Below are 22,227 nucleotides of genomic sequence, written 5' to 3'. Positions count from 1 at the left end.
TCGACCTCACCTGATCGCAGGTATTTGCGGATCGTATTCCGCGACAGTCCCGTGCGCCGTGCAATCTCCCGGATCGAATGTCCATCTCGCAGATGCCAGCGTCGGATAACGCTCAGTAACGCCATGTCTATCACTCCAAAGTCCCCTGCAATCAACCAGCAGGGGTGGGTTCAAACATGGGTCACTTCTCAATGGAAAAATCCCTCAATCCCGGGTCAGCTCTCAGCGGAAATCAACACCTTCGTCGTCGGCGGAACGCACGCGGCACTCGATGCCCTTGCCGGCGCCGCGGTCGAAGTGGGTGCGGCGCGGGTCGCGAGGATCAACGTCCGGGTGGCGTCGCATACGGCACGGCTCACCGCCGCGTCTGCCGAATTCCTGACGGTGCTCACCCGTGCGCCGATCCGGCGGCCGCCCCTGCCGGCGGCGTGGCTGTTGAGCGGACTGGACGGCTCGGTGGTGCGCGGCCTCGCCACCGGTCTCGACAATCTCGCCAGACAGATCTCGCACAGGATCGAATGGGCGGAATGCCTTCAATCCTGCGTCGAAGGCGGCGCGAGGGCTTTTCTGGAGCTCGGTCCCGGACACGCGCTGAGCGAAATGGCCGCCAGCGCTTACCCGGACATTGCCGCTCGCAGTATCGAGGATTTCCGAACCATCGAGGGTGTCCATGCATGGCTGGCGAAAACTCTCGGGTAAATCTCCTCATGAGGCTAACCTGTAATGGCAGTGTTTGGGAGATTGTTGAGACGCCTGCAGGTGGAAGCCATCGTTGAGTTCAGCCTCCTGTAACGGCATTTATTCGATCTCGACGCCCAAGATCAGACAGTCCGCTTCGATCCAAACACGTCATCACATAAGAACACTTTCCGTGCATTGCGCGGTGAGTGTACACCATCCATGGTACATCAGGAAAAAATATTCCTATTGTTTACTTGATTGATCTGTCAACAGGCCGAATATTATTCTCCTTGGATGGTGTGAGTGGGTGTCTTGGCCGGTGTCGAATTTTCTTTGGATGGATTGATTTGAAAGAGCCTTGAGTCAAGAAAAGTGCAAGCATCATATTTCAACTACTATTTTTATTTAAAGCGAGATAATTTATTAAACAAGTAAAATGTTTTTTTCCACGGCGCTTTGTAGATTATGCAAAGTAATTAATATTATTCTTCGATTATATTAGATTGTGTATCCTCTCATTTCTGGGTTATACCAATGAACTCGACGGGGCGGCACCTGTCCCGTCGCCGATCACCAGCCCCGAGCCGCCCGCCAATAGAAGACCGATCCCCTTAGGTCCAGATTCTCGACCTGGTGCCTGCGCAATCCGATTCGCCCGTGCTCCGTCGGCCCCGGGCGGACGGACACCACTGTGGGCATTAGTTGTGGGCACCACTTGGGCAAGGGCGATTCAGCGTGAATCTCAGGCGTTCCGAAAGACCAAAATCCCACGGATTTCAAGGATTTCTGGAAAACGGTTTGGCTGGGGAACCTGGATTCGAACCAGGACTAACGGAGTCAGAGTCCGTGGGTCTACCGTTAACCTATTCCCCAACGGGCATGTTTTTCAATGCCTTGGCAGGGTGGATTGAAGTGTCCGCCACCGCCGCAGGACGCGTGGGCGAAACGCCATGCGCCTGTACGGCCCGCCTTTTAGCCGCCGCCTGAAAATAGTCAAGCCTGCACATGGGTTCAATCGGCGAAACGATCAATCGGAGCGACGACCGAACTGCGAGTGCTCGAACAGCACCACCACGACAAGGCCGATGAGCAGCGGGATGATGAGGTAGAGCAGCCGGAACGCCAGCAGAGCCGCCACCACGCGGGCCGGATCCATATCGGAAAGTCCTGCCAGGAACACCACTTCGAACACGCCGAGGCCGCCCGGCGCATGCGATATCTGCGCGATCGAGAACGATACGAGGAAGATGCCGAGAACGATCAGGTAGCCCGGATTGTCGGCTTCGGGCAGTGCGAAGTAGACGATCCCGGCCGCCGCCAGCAATTCCACCGGCCCGACCAGCAACTGGCGCGCCACGATCGGCAGGCGCGGATAATGAAGCTGGAAGGCGCCCAGCTTGAGCGGCTGCAGATGCAGCCAGCTTCCGAACGCATAGGCTGCGACGATGGCGATCATCGCCAAGCCGGCCCCGGTCGACAGCCATTCGTGGCCCATGTCCGAAAAACGGTCGAACAGATGGGGTTCCAGCGTCAACACGACGCCGGAGACGAGCAGCGTCGACAGGACGAAGGTGATCCAGCAGACGGCCACCAGCACGCCAACCTCATGCCCGGTCAACCCGCGCGAACCGTAGGCACGGTAGCGAATGACGGCGCCCGACAATACCGAGCCACCGATGTTGTGCGACAGCGCATAGGTGGTGAAGGAAGACAGTGTCACGAACAGCCAGGGCAGGCGCTTGCCGATATGGGTAAGCGCGATATGATCGTAGCCGGCAAGCGCGGCATAGGCCGCCACCGCGCAGAGCGCCGACAACAGCCAACGATGCGCCGGGATCGCGGCGAGCCCGTCGCCCACATCGTCGATCGATATCCCGCGCAATTCGCCGTAGAGCAGCCACAGTGAGAAAGCGACCGCCGACAATCCGACCACCGGCCAGAAGAAACGCCGTATGATCATGAATCGAGGGTTTTCAGTTTTTCTTCCGGTCTTGCCTGACACCTTCCCCAACCCGTTCCGCTTTTCAGCAATGCCTCATCGAAGCCCTCACTTCAACCTTAGCCGTCTCAGAGGAGCTTTACGCTTGGTGATCCGGCAGGGCGCTGCTACTGTGGCGCCAACTTAAGGATAATGCGCCTGCGGCGTCCGGGATTCCGGTTCGCGCGGCGCTGGAAGGATCGACAGTGGAAGACCGCGACGCCGGCGCCGATACGCCGGAAGCGGGCGAGTCCCGGCAGGTTCCGGCGCCATCGGCGTCGATGGACCATAAGTCCGTCGATAGCCCGAAAATCCCCGCTATGCCGTCCGCGAACGGATGGGCCGCCGACAGGCCGAACGATTCCGGCGAAACGGGGCATTCCCCGAAAGGCCGCAAACGGCGCAAGCGTCGGCGCGGCCGCAAGGTTTTCGCGCGCGACCGACAGCAGCCGGCGACGGATGGCCCCGCGACGGGAACTATTGTCGTTCCGCCGTCCGCACCTGCGGTCCCGGCACCATCGCAGGTCCTGCCTGCGGTCGAGCAGCGGAGGCCGCGCCACGAACTGCCGGTCTTCGCCGCCCTTGACCTCGGCACCAACAATTGCCGCCTGCTTATGGCTATTCCGGCGCGTTACGGGCAATTCCGCGTCATCGACGCCTTCTCGCGCATCGTCCGGCTGGGCGAGGGGTTGTCGGCATCCGGCAGGCTGTCCCAGCAGGCGATGGACCGGGCCGTCGAGGCGCTCAAGGTGTGCGGCGACAAGCTCAGGGCGCGCAAGATTCGGCGCGCGCGGCTGATCGCCACCGAGGCGTGCCGTTCGGCCGAGAACGGGCAGGAATTCCTCGATCGCGTCGAGCGCGAGGCGGGGCTGAAGCTGGAGATCATCGATCGCCAGACGGAAGCGCGGCTTGCCGTCTCCGGTTGCGGTTCGCTGGTGGAGCGCAACACCAGGGGCGTGGTGCTGTTCGACATCGGCGGCGGCTCGTCGGAGATCGCGCTGATCGACTTGAGCCGCCACCGGTCGCCGCGCCTGGCGAATCACATCGTGTCGTGGACTTCGCTGCCGGTCGGGGTGGTGTCGCTGGCCGAACGCTATGGCGGACGCACCGTCACCGGCGATGTCTTCGATGCTATGGTGGCCGATGTCGCCGACCGCTTGCAGGCGTTCGAGGGGCGTGGGCGACTGGACCATCTCGTCAACGGACCGGATTTCCATTTGCTCGGCACCTCAGGCACGGTCACCACGCTGGCCGGCGTTCATCTCGAGTTGGAGCGCTACGACCGCCGCCGCGTCGACGGCCTGTGGATGAACAGCGACAACGTCGACCGCATGGTGGCAAGGCTGCTCGGCTGGGATTTTCAGCAGCGCGTCGCCAATCCCTGCATCGGCGCCGATCGGGCTGATCTGGTGCTGGCGGGCTGCGCCATCCTGGAGGCGATCCGCGCCGTCTGGCCGGCGGAGCGCCTGCGCGTGGCAGACCGCGGCTTGCGCGAAGGTATCCTGAGCGAATTGATGGCAGACGAGGGCGCGTTGCGCGACCTGGCACGGGGGCGGTCGTGACGAAAAAACCGGGCAAGACAGGAGCGGCATCGCGCGTGCTGCGGACCCGCGTGAAGAAGAAAAGCGGCTTGAAGGAGTCGTCGCGCCGCTGGCTGGAACGCCATCTCAACGACCCGTACGTGCAACGCTCCAAGGCCGAGGGCTTCCGTTCGCGCGCCGCCTACAAGCTGATCGAGATCGACGACAAGCATCATTTGCTGAAGCCCGGCATGAAAGTCATCGATCTCGGCGCCGCCCCCGGCGGATGGTGCCAGGTCGCGGCCGAGCGGACGAAATCGAGCGCCGAGCATCCGCATGTCGTCGGTATCGACTATCTGGAAATGGATGCCGTGCCGGGCGCCGTCATCCTGCTGATGGATTTCCTCGACGACGATGCGCCTGCGAAACTGTCCGAGGCGCTAGGCGGCGAGCCGGATGTCGTGCTGTCCGACATGGCCGCACCCACAACCGGCCATCGCCGCACTGACCATCTGCGTACCATGCATTTGTGCGAAGTGGCCGCCGATTTCGCCGTCTCGGTGCTGAAGCCCGGCGGCCATTTCCTCGCCAAGACGTTTCAGGGCGGCACCGAGAGCGAACTGCTGGACATGCTGAAGAAGAACTTCCGGTCCGTCCATCACGTCAAGCCGCCGGCCTCGCGCGACGAATCGGTGGAGCTCTACCTGCTCGCCAAGGATTTCCGTGGCCGCGCGCCGCAGGGCTGATCCGGTCAGCCGACGGTCGAGGTGACCGTCTCCTTGGTCTTTGTCGGCTGCCCCTTGTAGCCGGAGACGGCGTTGCCCGCGTCCGGCGTCAGCCTTACGAACCAAACCGACGCCGCCGCCGACACTGCCGCCACCACGAAGAAGGCGATGTGGAAGTCGCTGAGCGTCAGAGGACCGCCATGGATGCCGGTCAGGGCCTCGAGGATTCCGCCGGCCAGCGCCACGCCAAGCGCGATGTTGAGCTGTTGCGCCACCGCCGCCAGCGGCGTCGCCTTGCTGATGTCTTCCGGTGCGATATCGGCATAGGCCAGCGCATTGACGCCGGTGAAGAACATGGAACGGATGAAGCCGCCTACCAGGATGATGCCTATCATCACCGCGTAGGGCGTCTGGGGGGTGAAGAAGCCGTAGACGGCAATAGTGCCGGCCGCGATCAGCGAACCGAAGATCAGCACGCGGCGGAAGCCGAAGGCGCGGAAAACCCATGCCGTCGTCAGCTTCATGCCGATGGCGCCGATGGCCGTGACGAAGGTGATCATGCCCGATTGGAACGGCGTCAGCCCGAAGGCGAGCTGGAACATCAGCGGCAGCAGGAACGGCACGGCGCCGATGCCGATGCGGAACATGCCGCCGCCCACCACCGATGCGCGGAACACCGGGTTGCGAAGCAGGTCGAGCGCCAGCAGCGGGTTCGCGGCACGCCGGGCGTGCATCAGATAGAGTGCGCCGCATACGAAACCGACCAACACGGTGATGAAGCCAGTGGCTGGCGGCAGCGCCGGCAGCGAGATGACTGACAGGCCGAAGACCACGCCGGATGCGGCAATTCCGCTGAGCGCAAAGCCGATGAAATCGAGCGGCGGGGTCGGCTCCCGGTCCATGTCCGGCAGGAACCGCGTCGCCAGCGCAATGCCGATCAGGCCGATCGGCACGTTGATGAGGAAGATCCAGTGCCAGGAAAAATAGGTGGTGATGAAACCTCCGACCGGAGGCCCCACAAGCGGGCCGACCAGCGCCGGAACGCTGAGCCATGACATCGCCGCCACGAGGTCGTGCTTCGGCGTCGAGCGGACAAGCACGAGGCGCCCGACAGGCGTCATCATGGCGCCGCCCATGCCCTGCAGGAAGCGCGAGACGACGAAGGCACCGAGCGAATTTGAGAAGGCGCAGGCCACCGAACCGACGACGAAAACGGCGATGGCCGCGCGAAACACGTTCTTCGCGCCGAAACGATCGGCCATCCAGCCGCTGACCGGGATGAAGATCGCCAGCGACACCAGATAGGATGTCAATGCGAGCTTGAGCGCGATAGGACTGGTCTGAATATCGGCCGCGATCGCCGGCAGCGACGTGGCGATCACCGTTGAGTCCATGTTTTCCATGAACAAGGCGACCGCGAGGATGAGCGGTATGAGGCGATTCAAGGCCGTACCCGGATTTGCTGGTCTCGCACGCCGACCGGGGGCAGATCGACAGCGGCGCGGGTTATCACGCCTTGGCGGTCCTGTCGCGTTAATTCCCTGTCACCTTTTGCGATACGAAGCCGATGCGGCGTGTGGCTGCTTTCCATCGGCGGCAAGACGTGTTACCAGCCGGCGCCAATCCTGAAAGGGAAGTTCACGAGTCGGCGCTGTCCATCCCCGGTTTGCAGCGCCTTTCCTGCATTCAAGGTGGCCCATGGCGAAAATCATCGAAACCGCGACCGGCGCTCTGGCGCTGACCTTCGACGACGTGCTGTTGCAGCCCGGCCATTCGGAAGTGATGCCGGGTGAGACCGATATCCGTACGCGCATTGCCGGCGACATCGACCTCAACGTGCCGATCCTTTCGGCGGCCATGGATACCGTCACCGAGGCGCGGCTCGCCATCGCCATGGCGCAGGCGGGCGGCATCGGCGTCATCCACCGCAACTTTTCGCCGGCCGATCAGGCCGAGCAGGTTCGGCAGGTCAAGAAATTCGAGTCCGGCATGGTGGTCAATCCCGTCACCATCGGTCCCGACGCCACGCTCGCCGATGCGCTGGCATTGATGAAGGCGCATGGCATTTCCGGCATCCCGGTGGTCGAGAACGGCGGCAGCGGCGGCCACAACGTCGGTCGCCTCGTCGGCATTCTGACCAACCGCGACGTGCGCTTCGCCTCGGACCCGTCGCAGAAGGTCTACGAACTGATGACGCGGGAGAACCTCATCACGGTCAAGGAGACCGTCGATCAGGAAGAAGCCAAGCGCCTGCTCCACCGGCATCGTATCGAAAAACTGCTGGTGGTGGACAAGCAGGGCAGGTGCGTCGGTCTCATCACCGTCAAGGACATCGAGAAGTCGCAGCTCAACCCGCATGCCAGCAAGGATGCGCAAGGGCGGCTGAGGGCGGCGGCGGCGACCAGCGTCGGCGACGACGGCTTCGAGCGCGCCGAACGGCTGATCGATGCCGGCGTCGACCTGCTGGTCATCGACACCGCGCACGGTCATTCGCAGCGCGTGCTGGATGCCGTCGCGCGAGCCAAGAAACTCTCCAATTCCGTGCGCATCCTGGCCGGCAACGTCGCCACCGCCGAGGGCACGCAGGCGCTGATCGACGCCGGCGCCGACGCTGTCAAGGTCGGCATCGGACCGGGCTCCATCTGCACGACGCGCATCGTCGCCGGCGTCGGCGTGCCGCAACTGTCGGCCATCATGTCGGCTGTCGAGACGGCACAGAAGGCGGGCGTGTCGGTCATCGCCGATGGCGGCATCAAGTTCTCCGGCGACCTCGCCAAGGCGCTGGCCGCCGGGGCGGGCGCGGCCATGGTCGGCTCGCTCCTGGCCGGTACCGATGAAAGCCCCGGCGAGGTCTATCTCTACCAGGGACGCTCCTTCAAGGCGTATCGAGGCATGGGCTCGGTCGGCGCCATGGCGCGCGGCTCGGCCGACCGCTACTTCCAGGCGGAAGTGCGCGACACGCTGAAACTGGTTCCCGAAGGGATCGAAGGCCAGGTTCCCTACAAGGGACCGGTGGGCGGCGTACTGCACCAGCTTGCGGGTGGCCTGAAAGCCGCTATGGGTTATGTCGGTGCGCGCGATCTTGCCGATTTCCGCGAGCGCGCCACCTTTGTGCGCATCTCGAACGCCGGCCTTCGTGAAAGCCACGCCCATGACGTCACGATCACCCGCGAAAGCCCCAACTACCCGGGCGGAGCCTGATCGGCCGTCGCATGCGGGACGCTTCCTGGATGCGGTGACAGGCCTGTCCCGCCACGCAGCGGCGCTCTGCCTCGCCTCGGTCGTGGTCTTCCTCGCCATGACGACGCTGGAATTCCTCTATTTCGAGCGCCTGAGCGGCGGCCTACCGTCGCTGGACATGCGCATAACGGGCTTCACGCCGGACGACGCCATGGCATGGCTGATGGCGCTGGGACGGCGCGGCAGCGAGATCATCATCGTCTGGCATTACCTGACGTTCGATCTTCTGTTCCCGGCGCTGTTTTCAGCGACGCTCGTGAGCCTGATCCTGTGGACCGGCCATCACCTGCCACGCTTCGCCGCCCTGTCGAAGCAGGGACAGGCGATGCTGGCGCTGGGCCTCGTGCTGCCTTACACGCTGGCCGACTACGTGCAGAACATCGTCGTCATCCGGCTGTTGCTGGATTTCCTCAATGCCAGTCCCGACTCGCTGGCGTTCGCCTCGGCGTTGATCGTCACGCGCTTCGCGCTGGTGGTGATTCCGCTTGCCGTGATCGCGACGTTTTACCTGGCTGGACGCAGACGGGCCTGAACAAGCCTCGCGGTATCACAGATCGAAGACGGCGATCCTGCGCTTGTCGAACTTGATACCGACTTCTCCGCGGACCAGTCTAAGTGCGGCTTCGCCGAACACCGCGCGCCGCCAGCCTTGCAGGGCAGGGACGTCCGCCTCCTCGCCTTCGGCGGCGATGCGGTCGATATCGTCGCTGGAGGCCAGGACCTTGGCGGCAACTCCCTGCTTTTCGGCGACGATACGCAACAGCACCTTGAGCAGTTCGGCGGCCGCGCTAGTACCTTCCGGCGGTTGGAAGGTCTTCGGCAGCTTCGGCATCTCTTCCTTCGGGATGGCAAGGGCGTCGTTGACGGTACCGAGCAATCCCGCCGCGCTTGACGACCGCTCCCACCCCTTGGGCGTGGTGCGCAGCCGGGCAAGGGCCGCGGCGTCGCGCGGCTGCTGCTGGGCGATCTCGTAGATCGCATCGTCCTTTAGCACCCGTCCACGCGGCACGTCCCGCTCGCGCGCCTCGCGCTCGCGCCAAGCGGCCACCGCCTGCAGCACGGCCAGTTCCTGCGGCTTGCGCAGGCGCATCTTCAGCCGCTTCCAGGCGTCCTCCGGACGCGGATCGTAGGTCTCGCGCGCCGTCAACACCGCCATTTCCTCGTTCAGCCAATGGGCACGGTCTTCGCGCTCCAGTTGGGCCGCCAGATGCTTGTAGACATCGATGAGATGGGTAACGTCGGCCAGCGCATAGTCGAGTTGCTTGTCCGACAGCGGCCGGTGGCGCCAGTCGGTGAAGCGCGAGGACTTGTCGAGCCGCGTCCCGGTGATCTTCTGCACGATCTGGTCGTAGGAAACGCTGTCACCGAAGCCGCACACCATGGCCGCCACCTGGGTGTCGAAAACCGGATGGGGAACGAGATCGCCGAGATGGACGACGATCTCGATGTCCTGCCGGGCGGCATGAAAGACCTTCGTCACCTTCTCGTTGCCCATCAAGCGGAAGAAGGGAGCGAGGTCGAGGTCGGGCGCCAGCGGATCGACCAGCGCAGTGACGCCGGGCGCGGCCATCTGGATCAGGCACAGGATCGGCCAGAAGGTCGTTTCGCGGATGAACTCGGTATCGACGGTGACGAAGTCCGACTTCTCCAGCGCGGCAATGGCGGTTTCGAGTTCGGCTTGTGTGGTAATGACGTGCATCAAATTGCTTTTTCGATGAAGGAAACACCTCTTCCTTTCCAGCCGACAGGGCTTTCGTCAAGGCAAACCGGGCGATGATGGCGCGAAACCGGCCTGCTGCGACCGCCTCGCCTTGACAAAACGGACCTCCCATGCGCTTTTCGCGCCGATTTCGGGGCCGGATTCCAAGGCGCCCAACCATCATGATCTGAACGGAAAATCCGCCATGCACCGCTATCGCAGCCACACCTGCGCTCAATTGAGGAAGGCCGACGTCGGCCAGACCGTCCGCATCTCCGGCTGGGTTCACCGGGTGCGCGACCATGGCGGGCTGCTGTTCATCGACCTGCGCGACCATTATGGCCTCACCCAGATCGTCGCCGATCCCGATTCGCCGGCCTTCAAGGTGGCCGAGACGCTGCGCGGCGAGTGGGTCGTCCGTATCGACGGCGAGGTCAAGGCCCGCACGCAAGAAGCCATCAACCCCAACCTCCAGACCGGCGAGATCGAGGTCTTCGCCAAGGAGATCGAGGTTTTGTCGGCGGCGAAGGAACTGCCGCTGCCGGTGTTCGGCGAGCCGGATTATCCCGAAGACATCCGCCTGAAATACCGCTTCCTCGATCTGCGCCGCGAAACGCTGCACGCAAACATCATGACGCGCACTCGTGTCATTTCCGAGATGCGCAGGCGTATGGGCGAGATCGGTTTCAACGAATTCCAGACACCGATTCTCACCGCTTCGTCGCCCGAAGGCGCGCGCGACTTCCTGGTGCCGAGCCGCATCCACCCCGGCACATTCTACGCGCTGCCGCAGGCGCCACAGCAGTACAAGCAGCTTTTGATGGTTTCGGGCTTCGATCGCTATTTCCAGATCGCGCCTTGCTTCCGCGACGAGGATCCGCGCGCCGACCGCTTCTACGGCGAGTTCTATCAGCTGGACCTCGAAATGAGCTTCGTCGAGCAAGAGGACGTGTTTGCCACCATGGAACCGGTGATGCGCGGCGTTTTCGAGACGTTCGCCGAGGGCAAGCCGGTGACGCAGGAATTCCCCCGCATCGCCTACGACGAGGCGATGCGCAAATACGGCACCGACAAGCCGGACCTGCGCAACCCTATCGTCATGCAGGACGTCTCCACGCAATTCCGCGGCTCTGGCTTCAAGGTGTTTGCCAACATCCTCGCCAACGACCCGAAAGCGGAAGTGTGGGCGATCCCCGCCAGGACCGGCGGCAGTCGCGCCTTCTGCGACCGCATGAATTCGTGGGCGCAAGGCGAGGGCCAGCCGGGCCTCGGCTACATCTTCTGGCGCAAGGAAGGCGACAAGATCGAAGGCGCCGGTCCGATCGCCAAGAACATCGGCGAGGAACGCTCCGAGGCGATACGCCAGCAACTTGGCCTTGAAGACGGCGACGCCGCCTTCTTTGTCGCGGGCGATCCGAAAAAGTTCGTCGCTTTCGCCGGTGCAGCACGCACGCGGGCAGGGGAAGAACTGAACCTCGTCGACCGCGACCGTTTCGAATTGTGTTGGATCGTCGATTTCCCGTTCTACGAATGGAATGAGGACGAGAAGAAGATCGACTTCGCCCACAACCCTTTCTCCATGCCGCAAGGCGGCATTGAAGCGTTGACCAGTCAGGATCCGCTGACGATCAAGGCGTTCCAGTACGACATGGTCTGCAATGGATACGAACTCGCCTCAGGCGGCATTCGCAACCATTTGCCCGAAACCATGGTCAAGGCCTTCGAGATCGTCGGGTTGGATCGCGCCACCGTCGAGGAGCGCTTCGGCGGCCTCTACCGCGCCTTCCAGTACGGCGCGCCGCCGCATGGTGGCATGGCGGCCGGCGTGGACCGCGTGGTGATGCTCCTGGTGGGCGCGAAGAACCTGCGCGAGATCGCCATATTCCCGATGAACCAGCAGGCCTACGACCTGCTGATGAACGCACCTTCGGAAGCCACGCCGCAGCAGTTGCGCGAACTTTCGCTTCGCGTTGCGGCGCCGAAGAAGGAAGGCTGACGGGCTCAGCCGCCCGTTGTCGAGCGGCTGACAGCTTGCCGGATTTTTTCGGCAAGCTGTTTTGCTTCGGCCTCGGTGTTCACAGTCAACAGGAAACCCTGCGCCTGCACCGGATCAAGGATCTTCGGCGTCATGAGGATCTTGCCGTCCGCGATGATTGCGAGCGTCCTGCCCACGTTTTCGGTTGAGATTCGCTCGTACTTCTGCGCGCCGGCAGGTGTGAGCGCCACATTGAACCCCGGCTTGCCTTCGACCCATTCCACCTGGCCGACGCTGGTGAAGTCCGCAGGTCCCAACAATGTCCTCGGTTCGACTTCCAGCGTTTGACCGCTACCTTCGACGACAAGTCGTGGGCCGCTTCCGGCTTTCTGGGCGACAAGCCTGATCTCAATGGGGGCAAGGCCCGAATTCGCCTGTGCGATTATCGGCGCCGCAAGAAACGTCATCAGCACGAAAACGAGGCCGAAAACTCGAGTCAGGCGCATGCGCTTGCCGTCCGTGATTATCGCAACGGGATCGTCTCCCTAGACGACCGTGGCGGACGGAACTCAGGCCGCCGACGGCTCCGTCACTCAGTGCCGCGACTGCCGCTTCGGCTCGTAGTGGCCATCCGGCCTGCGGTCGAACAGGTCACGGATCTGCGGGTGGCGCACCGGCTCGTCGGAATCGTCTTCCAGCAGGTTCTGTTCGGAAACGTAGGCAATGTATTCCGTCTCCGAATTTTCGGCCAGCAGGTGATAGAACGGCTGGTCCTTGTTTGGTCGCACCTCGGCGGGAATGGACTGATACCATTCCTCGGTGTTGGCGAACTGCGGATCGACGTCGAAGATGATGCCGCGGAACGAGAACAGCCGATGGCGAACCACCTGTCCGATCGCAAATTTGGCTGTCTTCATCGTACTCATACTCGCACCTCAACGGCCTATTTGGCGCAGGTGCGCGACCAATTCAATCCCGCAGCGCTTGACGCGCGGGGAAGCTCGCAGTAGCGCCGGGGCCGTTCGACCGCTGTTTTCACGAGAGGGTCACCCCGGCGCATGACCGACGTCTTCGGCCTCGTCCTGCCGTTCTTCGGCCTCATCTTCGTCGGCTTCGTCGTGGCCCGCATCGCCCGCCAGCCGCTCGAAGCGCTCGGCTGGATGAACATCTTCATCATCTATGTCGCGCTGCCGGCCCTGTTCTTCCAACTTCTGGCGAAAACGCCGTTCGAGCAACTGACCGAATGGACCTTCATCCTTGGCTCTGTGGTTGCGACCTACATCGTCTTTTCGCTGATGTTCCTTCTTTCGATGCTGATGCCGGGCGGAAACATCGCCGAATCCACCATCAAGGGCCTGTCCGCCGCCTACGGCAACATCGGCTACATGGGGCCGGGACTTGCGCTGCTCGCCTTCGGTGAGCAGGCGGCGGTGCCCGTGGCGCTGATCTTCTGCTTCGAGAACATCGTCCACTTCACGGTGGCGCCGATGATGATGGCACTGGCCGGCGACGACCAGCGCCCGTGGCCGCAGCTTGCTCTCGGCGTGGTGCAGCGGATCGTGTTGCATCCCTTCATCATCGCCACTGCCGCCGGCGTGGCCGCGGCCTATTTCCGCTTCCAGCCGTGGCTGCCGCTCGAACGGCTGCTCAGCTACCTGTCGAGCGCGGCCGCGCCTTGCGCGCTGTTCGCCATGGGCGTGACGCTGGCGCTCAGGCCGCTGAAGCGTATTCCCTCCGAAATGGCGCCGATCGCTATCCTGAAGCTGATCGTCCATCCGCTTCTGTGCTACGTCCTGCTGAGCTGGATCGGCAATTTCTCGCCGGAATGGGTCTTTTCGGCGGTACTGCTTGCCTCGCTGCCGACGGCGACCAACGTCTTCGTCATCGCCCAGCAATATAACGTATGGGTGCAGCGCGCCTCCGCCAGCATCCTCATCACCACCTGTCTCTCAGTGGTGACCGTGACCGGCCTGCTCTTCATGATCCGCCACGGCGTCCTGCCGCCGGATCTGTTTCCTTAAGCCTCCGGCGAGCGCGGCGAAGCCGCTGCCGGGCTTCAACCCTTCGCGCATAAAGAAGCCGCGCAACGGCGAGAAACTGCCCAGCAGGGTCAGGCCGGCGCTGCGCGCCATCTGCGCCGGCAGGAAATCCGACAGCAGCGACATGTTGAGCAGGTTGACCGCGCCGCTGCGCGCCAGGATATCGGGGCGGCGGCGAACGTCGTAGGCGGCGAGAGCCGGGGCTGCGCCGGGATCGCTCCTGTTTCTCGATGCGATATCAATGAGATCGCTGATATCCCTGATGCCGAGGTTAAGCCCCTGTGCGCCGATCGGCGGAAACACATGCGCGGCTTCGCCAACCAGCGCAACGCGGTTGGCGGCAAAGCGATGGGGGCTGGCGGCCGCGAGCGGGTAGACCTGCCGTCCGGGCTCGACCGTCACCCGCCCGAGCATCGATTGCATCCGGTCCTCGACGCGTACGGAAAGCTCGCCCTCGTCCAGGGCGGTCAGTTCGTCGGCCGTCTCGGGCCGCACGACCCAGACAAGGCTGGAACGATGGCCGCCGGGCAGGGGCACCTGCGTGAAGGGACCGGTTTCGGTGTGGAATTCGGTCGACGTGAAGGCATGGTCGCTGCGATGCCCGAAATTAAGCACCAGCGCCGCCTGGGGGTAGTTGCGCACCGACGTGCGGACGCCGGCCGCCTCGCGTGCCGGCGACAGGCGGCCGTCTGCGGCGACCGCCAGCAACGCGGAGACCGCACTGCCGTCGGCAAGCGTGGCCGTTGCCCGTTCTGCATCAAGGTGCCAGTCCGAAACCACGGTCTTGCGCCAGTCGATACCGGGGTGAGCGGCGACCGCTTCGGCGAGCGCCGGGGTCAGTACCGCGTTCGGCAGGTTGAGCCCGAACTGTTCCTCGTCGATCTCGCTGGCGTGGAAGGTCACCGTCGGGCTGCGGATCAGCCGGTTCGTGGCATCGACGATGCGCATCACCTTCAGGGGGGCTGCCTCGTCGCGCAGGCCATCCAGAACGCCCAGCCCGCCGAGCATGGCGAGCGCCGGATGCATCAGCGCCGTGGTACGGCGGTCGCCGGTCGGCACCGGCGGACCGACAAGCGCAACGGTAAAACCCGCCTGGGCGAAGCCGAGCGCCGCAACAAGTCCGGCCGGGCCGCTGCCGGCGATCAGGATTTGCGGTTCATGCGTGTCCAATTCAGCCTTCTCCGTGGCGGGTCCGGTTGCCTGCCGGATCATGAAAGGGAATATAGACCCCGGGCCTATCCGATCAACGCGGCTTTTCAGCCTCAGGTCATGACGACGCAGGACAACGATTTCAGCCACCTCGACGCTGCCGGCCGCGCCGCCGCCGCTGTAGCGCGTAAGCCGCGCATCACGGTGACGGCGGTTCTTGGCCTGGCGGTCCTCCTCGCTTGGCTGGTCCTCGGCGCGATGGCAGTGCGCGGCGCCAAGGGCAGCCTGCCGGGTGCCGGCGCTCCCGGGGACTTCCTGTTGCGATTTCTGCCGTCGCTGCCGCTTCCGGACGTGCTCGAGCGCTTCGCGGCGCTGTGCCTGACGCCACTGCCGGTGAATGGCGGCTGGTTCGGTGCGGAAGCCTCGGCTTTGGTCCTCATGTGGTTCCTGATGGCGATTGCGGCCATGCTGCCCTCGGCCGCGCCGATGATCCGCACTTATTGCGAGATTGCAGATACCGCCCGCGCCAAGGGCGAACTAGTCGTCCATCCGCTGGTTCTGACGGGTGGCTACCTGACGATCTGGCTTGCCGCGTCGATCGCTTTCGCGGCGGTGACGTTGGTAGTCAGGTACATTGCGCCGGAAGGCCGGCTGCTCGATCCGATTTCCGGTCTCGCGGGCGCGGCAGCACTCGCCATTGCGGGCATCTATCAGTTCAGCAACCTCAAGCAGGCCTGCCTGACCAGATGCCGCAACCCTTTCTCCACGCTTTTCGCCCGCTGGAGCGACCGGCCGGCGCGGATTTTCCGGCTCGGGCTGGAACAGGGCGTCTGGTGCCTCGGCTGCTGCTGGGCGTTGATGCTGGTGATGTTCGCCGTCGGCGTGACCAACATCTTCTGGATGGCGCTCATCGGCCTGTTTGCACTGGTCGAAAAGCAGGTAGAAGGGCGGTGGACCAGCCGGGTGGCCGGCACGATACTGCTTGTGTGGGCCGCGATGCTGCTTGTAGTGTCCCACTGAGATCGGGGAATGCCTATGTCCAAGCCAAGCTGGGCGATGAAAGGAGAGCTTGTACTCTCCTGCAATTGCACGGTTTTTTGCCCTTGCGTCTTGTCGTTGGGCAATCATCCGCCAACCGAGGGCTATTGCCAGACCTGGGCCGGGTTCCGCATCGACGCCGGCCATTTCGGCGATACCGATCTGTCGGGCCTCAATCTCGGGCTGGTGATGGAAATTCCGGGCTACATGAGCCGCGGCAACTGGACGGCCGGTCTGTTCATCGACAAGCGCGCTTCGGTTTACGCCACCAAGGCTCTCACCAATATCTTCACCGGCAAGGCCGGCGGCACGACATCGCTGCTGTCGATCCTGGTCGGCAAATTCCTCGGTGTCGAGCAGGTGCCCGTCACCTATGAGACCGAGGGCAAGACGCGTGTCTTCCAGATCCCGAAGATCATCGACGGGGCGGTGACGCCGATCGCCGGCAAGGACAGCGAGCGCGACACCGTCATCCAGAACTCGCAATACTGGATCGCGCCCGAGATCATCGTGGCGAAATCGGACCGCTCGAAGATGCGCGCCTTCGGCCGCAATTGGAATTTCGCCGGCCGTTCGGCCGAAATCTGCAAGCTGGATTGGCGCGGACCGTGAGCAAGAACACCACGAAAGCCCGGCCGGGCGAGAGGGCCAAGGCGAAGGCCAAGCAGATCGCCGAGCGCATTCCGCGCCCGAAAAAGAAGGTGACCTGGCCGCAGGCGCGCGCCTTTTCGGTGCACCTTCTCACCGCATCGGGCTCGTTCCTCGCTTTCGTCTCGCTCGTGGCGGCGAGCGAGGAGCGCTGGACGGCGATGTTCTGGTGGCTCGGGCTGGCGCTGCTGGTCGACGGCATCGACGGTCCCGTGGCACGCAAGCTGGAAGTGAAGGAAATCCTGCCGACATGGTCGGGCGAACTACTCGACAACATCATCGACTACGTCACCTACGTGATGATCCCCGCCTTCGCGCTCTACCAGCGCGGTTTCATGGGCGAGGGGCTTTCCTTCCTGTCGGCGGCGATCATCGTGGTGTCGAGCGCCATCTACTATGCCGACACCGGCATGAAGACGAAGGAGAACTTCTTCAAGGGCTTCCCGGTGGTGTGGAACATGGTGGTCTTCACCCTGTTCGTCATCGAGCCGGGCCAATGGACGTCGTTCGCGATCGTGGTCATTGCGGGCATCCTCACCTTCGTGCCGATGAACTTCATCCATCCGGTGCGGGTGGTGCGGTTGCGTTCGATCAATCTCGGCATGACGCTGCTCTGGTGTGCCTTCGGTGCGCTGGCGCTGGCGCAATCCGCGATGGCGCAGTTCTACAACCAGATCGGCGTGCTCGGCGAACAGGTCGGCATCTTCACCAAGGTCGGCATCACGGTGACCGGCCTCTACCTGTTCTTCATCGGCGGCGTCATGCAGCTGTTTCCCAAACTCGGCGCGAAGAAAGCCTGATCCATGTCCAAAGCGATCCGCATCCACGCCCATGGCGGCCCTGAAGTCCTGACCTTCGAGGAGGCCGATCCCGGCCGGCCGGGGCCGGGCCAGGCGCTGATCCGCCACACCGCCATCGGCCTGAACTTCATCGACGTCTATTTCCGCACCGGTCTTTATCCCGCACCCAACGGCTTTCCGCTGGTGCCGGGCGGGGAGGGCGCAGGCGTGGTGATCGAGGTCGGCGAGGGTGTCGACTGGCTGAAGCCGGGCGATCGTGTCGCCTACGCCGTCAACATCGGCGCCTATGCCGAGCAGCGCGTCATCGCCGCCGATCGGCTGGTCAAGGTGCCCGACGGCATCACCGACGAGCAGGCCGCCGCCATGATGCTGAAGGGCATGACGGCGGAATATCTGCTGAACCGCACCTATAAGGTGAAGGCCGGTGACACGATCCTGTTCCATGCGGCGGCCGGCGGCGTTGGCCTGCTCGCCGGCCAATGGGCCAGGCACATCGGCGCCGTCACCATCGGCACAGCCGGTTCGGCCGACAAAGTGGCGCTTGCCAAGTCGCACGGCTACGACCACGTCATCAACTATCGCGAACAGGATTTCGTCGCTGAGGTGGCGCGCATCACCAATGGGCAAAAGTGCGAAGTCGTCTACGATTCGGTCGGCAAGGACACCTTCGAAGGGTCGCTGGACTGCCTGAAGCCGCTTGGGCTGCTGGCGCTGTTCGGCCAGTCGTCCGGTCCCGTGCCGCCGTTCAATCTCGGCGTCCTGTCGCAGAAGGGCTCGCTCTACATCACCCGGCCGACGCTGTTCGTCTACGTGGCGAAGCGCGAAGACCTCGTGGCGTCCGCCAAGGCGCTGTTCGATGTCGTTGCCAGCGGGGCGGTCGAAGTGCGGATCAACCAGCGCTATGCGCTGAAGGATGCCGCCAAGGCGCATGCTGACCTCGAGGCGCGCCGCACCACCGGGACGACGATCCTTGTGCCCTGACCGTTTGGCAGCCGGCTTTCCGCTGAAAATCTTGAAGCTCTTTCAAACGACCAGCAGCTTTGCGTTTCTTGACCGGGCCGCATACCATCATCGCGGGAACACAGAACACGTCTGGAAAACAGACAGGGAGGAACTGTGAGTGAAGAACTCGCAACCGGGAACCTCCTTGAGGTTCGCGGTCTGACAAAGATATTCGGCTCGCTTACGGCATGCGATCACATCGACCTGACGATCGCCAGGGGCGAGATCCATGCGCTGCTCGGCGAAAACGGCGCCGGCAAGTCGACGCTGGTCAAGATGCTGTTCGGTTCGCTGGAGCCGCATTCGGGCGAAATCCTGTGGCAGGGACAGCCCGTCCGCATCCAGAACCCCGGCGTCGCCAAGAAGCTCGGCATCGGCATGGTGTTCCAGCATTTCTCGCTGTTCGAGGCGCTGACGGCAGCCGAAAACATCGCGCTCTCGCTGGACGACGGTTCGCCGATCAACCAGATCGCCGCCAAGGCGCGTGCGCTGTCCTATAGCTATGGCCTGCCGCTCGACCCGGATTCGCTGGTCGGCGACCTGTCGGTCGGCGAGCGCCAGCGCATCGAGATCATCCGCTGCCTGTTGCAGCTGCCGCAGCTCATTATCCTCGACGAGCCGACCTCGGTGCTGACGCCGCAAGAAGCCGATAAGCTGTTCGAGACGTTGGAACGGCTGCGCGCCGAAGGAAAATCCATCCTCTATATCTCGCACCGGCTGGAAGAAGTGAAGCGCATCTGCGACCGTGCCACGGTGCTGCGCCACGGCAAGGTGGTCGGCCATTGCAACCCGCGCGAGGAAACGGCGTCTTCGCTGGCCCGCATGATGGTCGGTTCGGAAGTCAAGGCGGTGGTGCGCGCGCCGGTCGAAGGCATCGAGAAGGCGGCTCCGCTGCTTGAAATCCGCAGCCTCACCCGCAAGCCTGCCACCCCATTCTCGATCCCGCTCAAGAACATCGGCCTGACGGTGCGCGCCGGCGAGGTGATCGGCATCGCCGGCGTCGCCGGCAACGGCCAGGGTGAATTCTTCGAGGCCGTCTCCGGCGAAGTGCAGCAGCAAGACGCTGCGTCTGTACGCATTCGCGGCAAGGATGCCGGCCGTCTCGACATCACCGGCCGCCGGCTCCTCGGCGCCGCCTTCGTGCCGGAGGAGAGGCTCGGCCACGGCGCGGCGCCACGCATGAAGCTGTCGGAGAACCTCCTGCTATCGCGTCACGCGACCGACGGGAAGGCTTTCGTCGGCACCGGCGGCATGGTCAAGGCCAATGCCGTCTACAGCGCCGCCCAGCGCATCATCGAGGTGATGGACGTGCGCAAGAGCGCGCCCGACCCGGAAGCCGCAGCCCTTTCGGGCGGCAACCTGCAGAAATTCATCGTCGGCCGCGAACTGGACCGCAGACCGGCGGTGATGGTGGTGAACCAGCCGACCTGGGGCGTCGATGCGGGCGCTGCCGCCCACATCCGCCAGGCGCTGATCGAGCTGGCGCGCTCGGGCTCGGCGGTTCTGGTCATCAGCCAGGACCTCGACGAACTGTTCGAGATTTCCGACGCCATCGCCGTCATGCACAACGGCGAACTGTCGAAGCCGCTGCCGATCGCCGAAGCCACCTTCGAGAAGATCGGCCTGCTGATGGGCGGCGCGGAACCCTGCCATGCCGAACATGCAGCGGAGGTCGTGTGATGCGCCTTGAACTGGTCAAACGCCCGCAGCGCTCGGCACTGTTCTCGGCCCTGTCGCCGTTTATCGCCTTCGCGCTCACGCTGATTGCCGGCGCCATCCTTTTCGCCCTGCTCGGCATCGACCCGGTGTCGGCCTTCTACACCTATTTCATCTCGCCCATCAGCGAGGTGTGGCAGTTGCACGAACTCGCCATCAAGGCGGCACCCTTGATCCTCATCGCGGTCGGCCTGTCCGTGTGCTATCGCGCCAACATCTGGAACATCGGCGCCGAAGGCCAGTTCACGCTGGGCGCCATCGTCGGCTCGATGGTGCCGGTGCTCTATCCCGAGCTGGAAGGCCCGATCGTCCTGCCACTGATGCTTTTGATGGGCATGATCGGGGGAGGGCTCTATGCCGCCATCCCGGCCTACCTGAAGGCGCGCTTCAACACCAACGAGATCCTGACCAGCCTGATGCTGGTCTATGTGTCGCAGCTTTTCCTCGACTGGCTGGTACGCGGCCCCTGGCGCGACCCTCAGGGCCATGGCTTCCCGCAGACCGTGCAATTCAACGATTCCGCCATCCTGCCCGAACTGATGCCGGCGTCAGGCCGCGCCAACTGGGGCTTCGTCTTCGCGCTCGTCGCCGCTGTCGTGGTCTGGATCATGATGAGCCGCATGCTGAAAGGCTTTGAGGTACGCGTGCTCGGGTCGAGCCCCCGTGCCGGTCGCTTCGCCGGCTTCGGCCTGAACAGGATGATATTCTTCGCCTTCATCCTCTCCGGCGCGCTGGCCGGTCTTGCCGGAATCTCCGTCGTGTCTGGCGAAATCAACCAGTTGAAGCCGGTCATTTCGCCCGGCTACGGCTTCGCCGCCATCATCGTCGCCTTCCTCGGCCGTCTCAATCCGCTCGGCATCGTCGCGGCCGGACTGGTGCTGGCCCTGACCTATCTCGGCGGCGAGGCGGCGCAAACCGCGCTCGGCGTCTCCGACAAGGTGGCGCGCGTCTTCCAGGGCATGCTCCTGTTCTTCGTGCTCGGCTGCGACACGCTCATCCACTACCGCATAAGGCTGGTCGGCCTGCGCGCCAAGGCGCCGGCGCCCGACCCCGCGACGGCTGGCAAGCTGGGGGAGGCGCACTGATGGAAATCACGATCAACATCCTGCTGACCATCGCAACGGCGGCGACCCCGCTGCTGGTGGCGGCGATCGGCGAACTGGTGGTGGAACGTTCGGGCGTGCTCAACCTCGGCGTCGAGGGCATGATGATCATGGGTGCGGTGGGCGGCTTCGGCGTCGGCTATCTTACCGGCTCGCCCTGGCTCGGCCTCGTGGCGGCCATCGTGGTCGGCGCGGTTTTCTCGCTGCTGTTCGCGGTCATGACGCTGTCGCTGGCCACCAACCAGGTGGCGACCGGCCTGTCGCTGACACTGCTCGGCCTCGGCCTGTCCGGCATGATCGGCACCGGTTTCGTCGGCCTGCCCGGCGTCAGGCTGCCCGACCTGCACATTCCGCTGCTCATCGACCTGCCCATCGTCGGCAAGCTCGTCTTCGGCCAGGACCCGGTCTTCTACATCTCGATCCTGCTGATCTTCGCCGTCGCCTGGTTCCTGTTCAGGACGCGCACGGGTCTCACGCTGCGCTCGATCGGCGACAGCCACACCTCCGCCCATGCCCTCGGCATCCAGGTCATCCGCTACCGCTATCTGGCGGTCATCTTCGGCGGCGCCTGCGCCGGCCTTGCCGGCGGTCAACTCTCGCTCGTCTACACGCCGCAATGGGTGGAGAACATGTCGGCCGGCCGCGGCTGGATCGCCTTGGCGCTGGTCGTGTTCGCTTCCTGGCGGCCATGGCGGGTGCTGGCAGGGGCCTACATCTTCGGCGCGGTCTGGATCGGCCAGCTTCATGCACAGGCATTCGGTATCCCGGTGCCGTCGCAGCTTCTTTCTTCCTTGCCCTATCTGGCAACGGTCGTCGTTCTTGTTCTAATCTCGCGCAACAAACGTCTGACCATGATGAACACACCGGCATCGTTGGGCCAGCCATTCGTGCCGGATCGCTGATTACCAACGGGA

General features: G+C 63.8%; 21 protein-coding genes and 1 tRNA gene. 14 read left to right on the top strand and 8 right to left on the bottom strand.

Going from position 1 to position 22,227, the window contains the following annotated elements; genetic code table 11:
• Positions 1-134, bottom strand: a 134-nt coding sequence (locus tag E6C48_RS03330) for a helix-turn-helix domain-containing protein (RefSeq protein ID WP_136353939.1), incomplete at its 3' end; no start/stop codon positions are given.
• On the opposite strand from E6C48_RS03330, the gene E6C48_RS03325 reads away from it, so the two are divergent.
• On the top strand, positions 124-699 hold the full coding sequence (locus tag E6C48_RS03325) for a hypothetical protein (protein WP_136353937.1): 576 nt from the start codon (positions 124-126) through the stop codon (positions 697-699). The two genes, E6C48_RS03330 and E6C48_RS03325, sit on opposite strands and share 11 nt — an antisense overlap.
• Positions 700-1,480: 781 nt before the next feature.
• On the opposite strand, the gene E6C48_RS03320 is transcribed toward E6C48_RS03325, so the two are convergent.
• Positions 1,481-1,554, bottom strand: a tRNA-Gln gene (locus E6C48_RS03320).
• Between the two features lie 154 nt (positions 1,555-1,708).
• The gene (locus E6C48_RS03315) at positions 1,709-2,641 is read right to left on the bottom strand and encodes a lysylphosphatidylglycerol synthase domain-containing protein (RefSeq protein ID WP_136353935.1); all 933 of its coding nucleotides are present in this window, start codon (positions 2,639-2,641) and stop codon (positions 1,709-1,711) included.
• A 299-nt stretch (positions 2,642-2,940) separates the two neighbouring features.
• On the opposite strand from E6C48_RS03315, the gene E6C48_RS03310 reads away from it, so the two are divergent.
• Positions 2,941-4,221, top strand: a complete 1,281-nt coding sequence (locus tag E6C48_RS03310) for a Ppx/GppA phosphatase family protein (protein WP_407940941.1) — start codon at positions 2,941-2,943, stop codon at positions 4,219-4,221.
• Positions 4,218-4,925 (top strand): RlmE family RNA methyltransferase, encoded by a 708-nt coding sequence (locus E6C48_RS03305; RefSeq protein WP_136353931.1) that lies wholly within the window; start codon positions 4,218-4,220, stop codon positions 4,923-4,925. Before E6C48_RS03310 ends, E6C48_RS03305 begins: the two co-directional genes overlap by 4 nt.
• Positions 4,926-4,930: 5 nt before the next feature.
• On the opposite strand, the gene E6C48_RS03300 is transcribed toward E6C48_RS03305, so the two are convergent.
• On the bottom strand, positions 4,931-6,349 hold the full coding sequence (locus E6C48_RS03300; RefSeq protein WP_136353929.1) for an MFS transporter: 1,419 nt from the start codon (positions 6,347-6,349) through the stop codon (positions 4,931-4,933).
• A gap of 253 nt (positions 6,350-6,602) precedes the next feature.
• Here E6C48_RS03300 and guaB point away from each other — a divergent pair, with 253 nt between their 5' ends.
• Positions 6,603-8,105: an IMP dehydrogenase gene (gene guaB / locus E6C48_RS03295; protein ID WP_136353927.1), complete on the top strand. Its 1,503-nt coding sequence runs from the start codon at positions 6,603-6,605 to the stop codon at positions 8,103-8,105.
• Positions 8,106-8,148: 43 nt separating this feature from the next.
• Complete coding sequence (locus tag E6C48_RS03290; protein ID WP_136354020.1) at positions 8,149-8,676, top strand: hypothetical protein; 528 nt, start codon at positions 8,149-8,151, stop codon at positions 8,674-8,676.
• A 15-nt stretch (positions 8,677-8,691) separates the two neighbouring features.
• Here the strand turns inward: E6C48_RS03290 and rnd are convergent, their stop codons facing one another.
• The gene (rnd, locus tag E6C48_RS03285; protein ID WP_136353926.1) at positions 8,692-9,843 is read right to left on the bottom strand and encodes a ribonuclease D; all 1,152 of its coding nucleotides are present in this window, start codon (positions 9,841-9,843) and stop codon (positions 8,692-8,694) included.
• 205 nt (positions 9,844-10,048) lie between these two features.
• Here rnd and aspS point away from each other — a divergent pair, with 205 nt between their 5' ends.
• Positions 10,049-11,839, top strand: a complete 1,791-nt coding sequence (aspS, locus tag E6C48_RS03280) for an aspartate--tRNA ligase (RefSeq protein WP_136353924.1) — start codon at positions 10,049-10,051, stop codon at positions 11,837-11,839.
• A 5-nt stretch (positions 11,840-11,844) separates the two neighbouring features.
• On the opposite strand, the gene E6C48_RS03275 is transcribed toward aspS, so the two are convergent.
• Together E6C48_RS03275 and hspQ are read right to left on the bottom strand one after the other, a co-directional pair.
• On the bottom strand, positions 11,845-12,324 hold the full coding sequence (locus tag E6C48_RS03275) for a SecDF P1 head subdomain-containing protein (protein WP_136353922.1): 480 nt from the start codon (positions 12,322-12,324) through the stop codon (positions 11,845-11,847).
• Between the two features lie 87 nt (positions 12,325-12,411).
• Positions 12,412-12,735: a heat shock protein HspQ gene (hspQ, locus tag E6C48_RS03270; protein WP_136353920.1), complete on the bottom strand. Its 324-nt coding sequence runs from the start codon at positions 12,733-12,735 to the stop codon at positions 12,412-12,414.
• A gap of 141 nt (positions 12,736-12,876) precedes the next feature.
• Between hspQ and E6C48_RS03265 the strand changes: the two genes are divergently transcribed.
• Positions 12,877-13,839, top strand: a complete 963-nt coding sequence (locus tag E6C48_RS03265) for an AEC family transporter (RefSeq protein WP_136353918.1) — start codon at positions 12,877-12,879, stop codon at positions 13,837-13,839.
• Here E6C48_RS03265 and E6C48_RS03260 read toward each other — a convergent pair.
• Entirely contained in the window at positions 13,768-15,069 is a 1,302-nt protein-coding gene (locus tag E6C48_RS03260; RefSeq protein WP_136353916.1) for a UbiH/UbiF family hydroxylase, read from the bottom strand. The two genes, E6C48_RS03265 and E6C48_RS03260, sit on opposite strands and share 72 nt — an antisense overlap.
• Between E6C48_RS03260 and E6C48_RS03255 the strand changes: the two genes are divergently transcribed.
• The 7 genes from E6C48_RS03255 to E6C48_RS03225 all read left to right on the top strand — a co-directional run bounded on the left by E6C48_RS03255 (position 15,016) and on the right by E6C48_RS03225 (position 22,215).
• On the top strand, positions 15,016-16,026 hold the full coding sequence (locus E6C48_RS03255) for a DUF2182 domain-containing protein (protein WP_330998549.1): 1,011 nt from the start codon (positions 15,016-15,018) through the stop codon (positions 16,024-16,026). The genes E6C48_RS03260 and E6C48_RS03255 overlap by 54 nt on opposite strands.
• Positions 16,027-16,041: 15 nt before the next feature.
• The gene (locus E6C48_RS03250; protein ID WP_136353912.1) at positions 16,042-16,656 is read left to right on the top strand and encodes a DUF1326 domain-containing protein; all 615 of its coding nucleotides are present in this window, start codon (positions 16,042-16,044) and stop codon (positions 16,654-16,656) included.
• Positions 16,653-17,492: a phosphatidylcholine synthase gene (pcsA, locus tag E6C48_RS03245; RefSeq protein ID WP_136353910.1), complete on the top strand. Its 840-nt coding sequence runs from the start codon at positions 16,653-16,655 to the stop codon at positions 17,490-17,492. Before E6C48_RS03250 ends, pcsA begins: the two co-directional genes overlap by 4 nt.
• A gap of 3 nt (positions 17,493-17,495) precedes the next feature.
• Complete coding sequence (locus tag E6C48_RS03240) at positions 17,496-18,473, top strand: quinone oxidoreductase family protein (RefSeq protein ID WP_136353908.1); 978 nt, start codon at positions 17,496-17,498, stop codon at positions 18,471-18,473.
• Between the two features lie 135 nt (positions 18,474-18,608).
• On the top strand, positions 18,609-20,174 hold the full coding sequence (locus tag E6C48_RS03235; protein ID WP_136353906.1) for an ABC transporter ATP-binding protein: 1,566 nt from the start codon (positions 18,609-18,611) through the stop codon (positions 20,172-20,174).
• Positions 20,171-21,295: an ABC transporter permease gene (locus E6C48_RS03230; RefSeq protein WP_136353904.1), complete on the top strand. Its 1,125-nt coding sequence runs from the start codon at positions 20,171-20,173 to the stop codon at positions 21,293-21,295. Before E6C48_RS03235 ends, E6C48_RS03230 begins: the two co-directional genes overlap by 4 nt.
• Positions 21,295-22,215, top strand: coding sequence for an ABC transporter permease (locus tag E6C48_RS03225; protein WP_136353902.1), 921 nt, complete (start codon positions 21,295-21,297; stop codon positions 22,213-22,215). The genes E6C48_RS03230 and E6C48_RS03225 overlap by 1 nt, the downstream gene beginning before the upstream one ends.
• Positions 22,216-22,227: the final 12 nt, after the last annotated feature.

It is taken from the genome of Ollibium composti (assembly GCF_004801285.1).
Lineage (GTDB): Bacteria > Pseudomonadota > Alphaproteobacteria > Rhizobiales > Rhizobiaceae > Mesorhizobium > Mesorhizobium composti.
The sequence above is the reverse complement of the archived record's forward strand: the minus strand, read 5'-3'. Positions and strand labels throughout refer to the sequence as shown.

Excerpts from the sequence above, each read along its gene's own strand:
- E6C48_RS03325 (WP_136353937.1), top strand. The coding sequence starts at position 124 with ATGTCTATCACTCCAAAGTCCCCTGCAATCAACCAGCAGGGGTGGGTT.
- E6C48_RS03315 (WP_136353935.1), bottom strand. The coding sequence starts at position 2,641 with ATGATCATACGGCGTTTCTTCTGGCCGGTGGTCGGATTGTCGGCGGTC.
- E6C48_RS03310 (WP_407940941.1), top strand. The coding sequence starts at position 2,941 with ATGGACCATAAGTCCGTCGATAGCCCGAAAATCCCCGCTATGCCGTCC.
- guaB (WP_136353927.1), top strand. The coding sequence starts at position 6,603 with ATGGCGAAAATCATCGAAACCGCGACCGGCGCTCTGGCGCTGACCTTC.
- rnd (WP_136353926.1), bottom strand. The coding sequence starts at position 9,843 with ATGCACGTCATTACCACACAAGCCGAACTCGAAACCGCCATTGCCGCG.
- aspS (WP_136353924.1), top strand. The coding sequence starts at position 10,049 with ATGCACCGCTATCGCAGCCACACCTGCGCTCAATTGAGGAAGGCCGAC.
- E6C48_RS03275 (WP_136353922.1), bottom strand. The coding sequence starts at position 12,324 with ATGCGCCTGACTCGAGTTTTCGGCCTCGTTTTCGTGCTGATGACGTTT.
- hspQ (WP_136353920.1), bottom strand. The coding sequence starts at position 12,735 with ATGAAGACAGCCAAATTTGCGATCGGACAGGTGGTTCGCCATCGGCTG.
- E6C48_RS03265 (WP_136353918.1), top strand. The coding sequence starts at position 12,877 with ATGACCGACGTCTTCGGCCTCGTCCTGCCGTTCTTCGGCCTCATCTTC.
- E6C48_RS03255 (WP_330998549.1), top strand. The coding sequence starts at position 15,016 with ATGCGTGTCCAATTCAGCCTTCTCCGTGGCGGGTCCGGTTGCCTGCCG.
- E6C48_RS03260 (WP_136353916.1), bottom strand. The coding sequence starts at position 15,069 with ATGATCCGGCAGGCAACCGGACCCGCCACGGAGAAGGCTGAATTGGAC.
- E6C48_RS03250 (WP_136353912.1), top strand. The coding sequence starts at position 16,042 with ATGTCCAAGCCAAGCTGGGCGATGAAAGGAGAGCTTGTACTCTCCTGC.
- E6C48_RS03240 (WP_136353908.1), top strand. The coding sequence starts at position 17,496 with ATGTCCAAAGCGATCCGCATCCACGCCCATGGCGGCCCTGAAGTCCTG.
- E6C48_RS03225 (WP_136353902.1), top strand. The coding sequence starts at position 21,295 with ATGGAAATCACGATCAACATCCTGCTGACCATCGCAACGGCGGCGACC.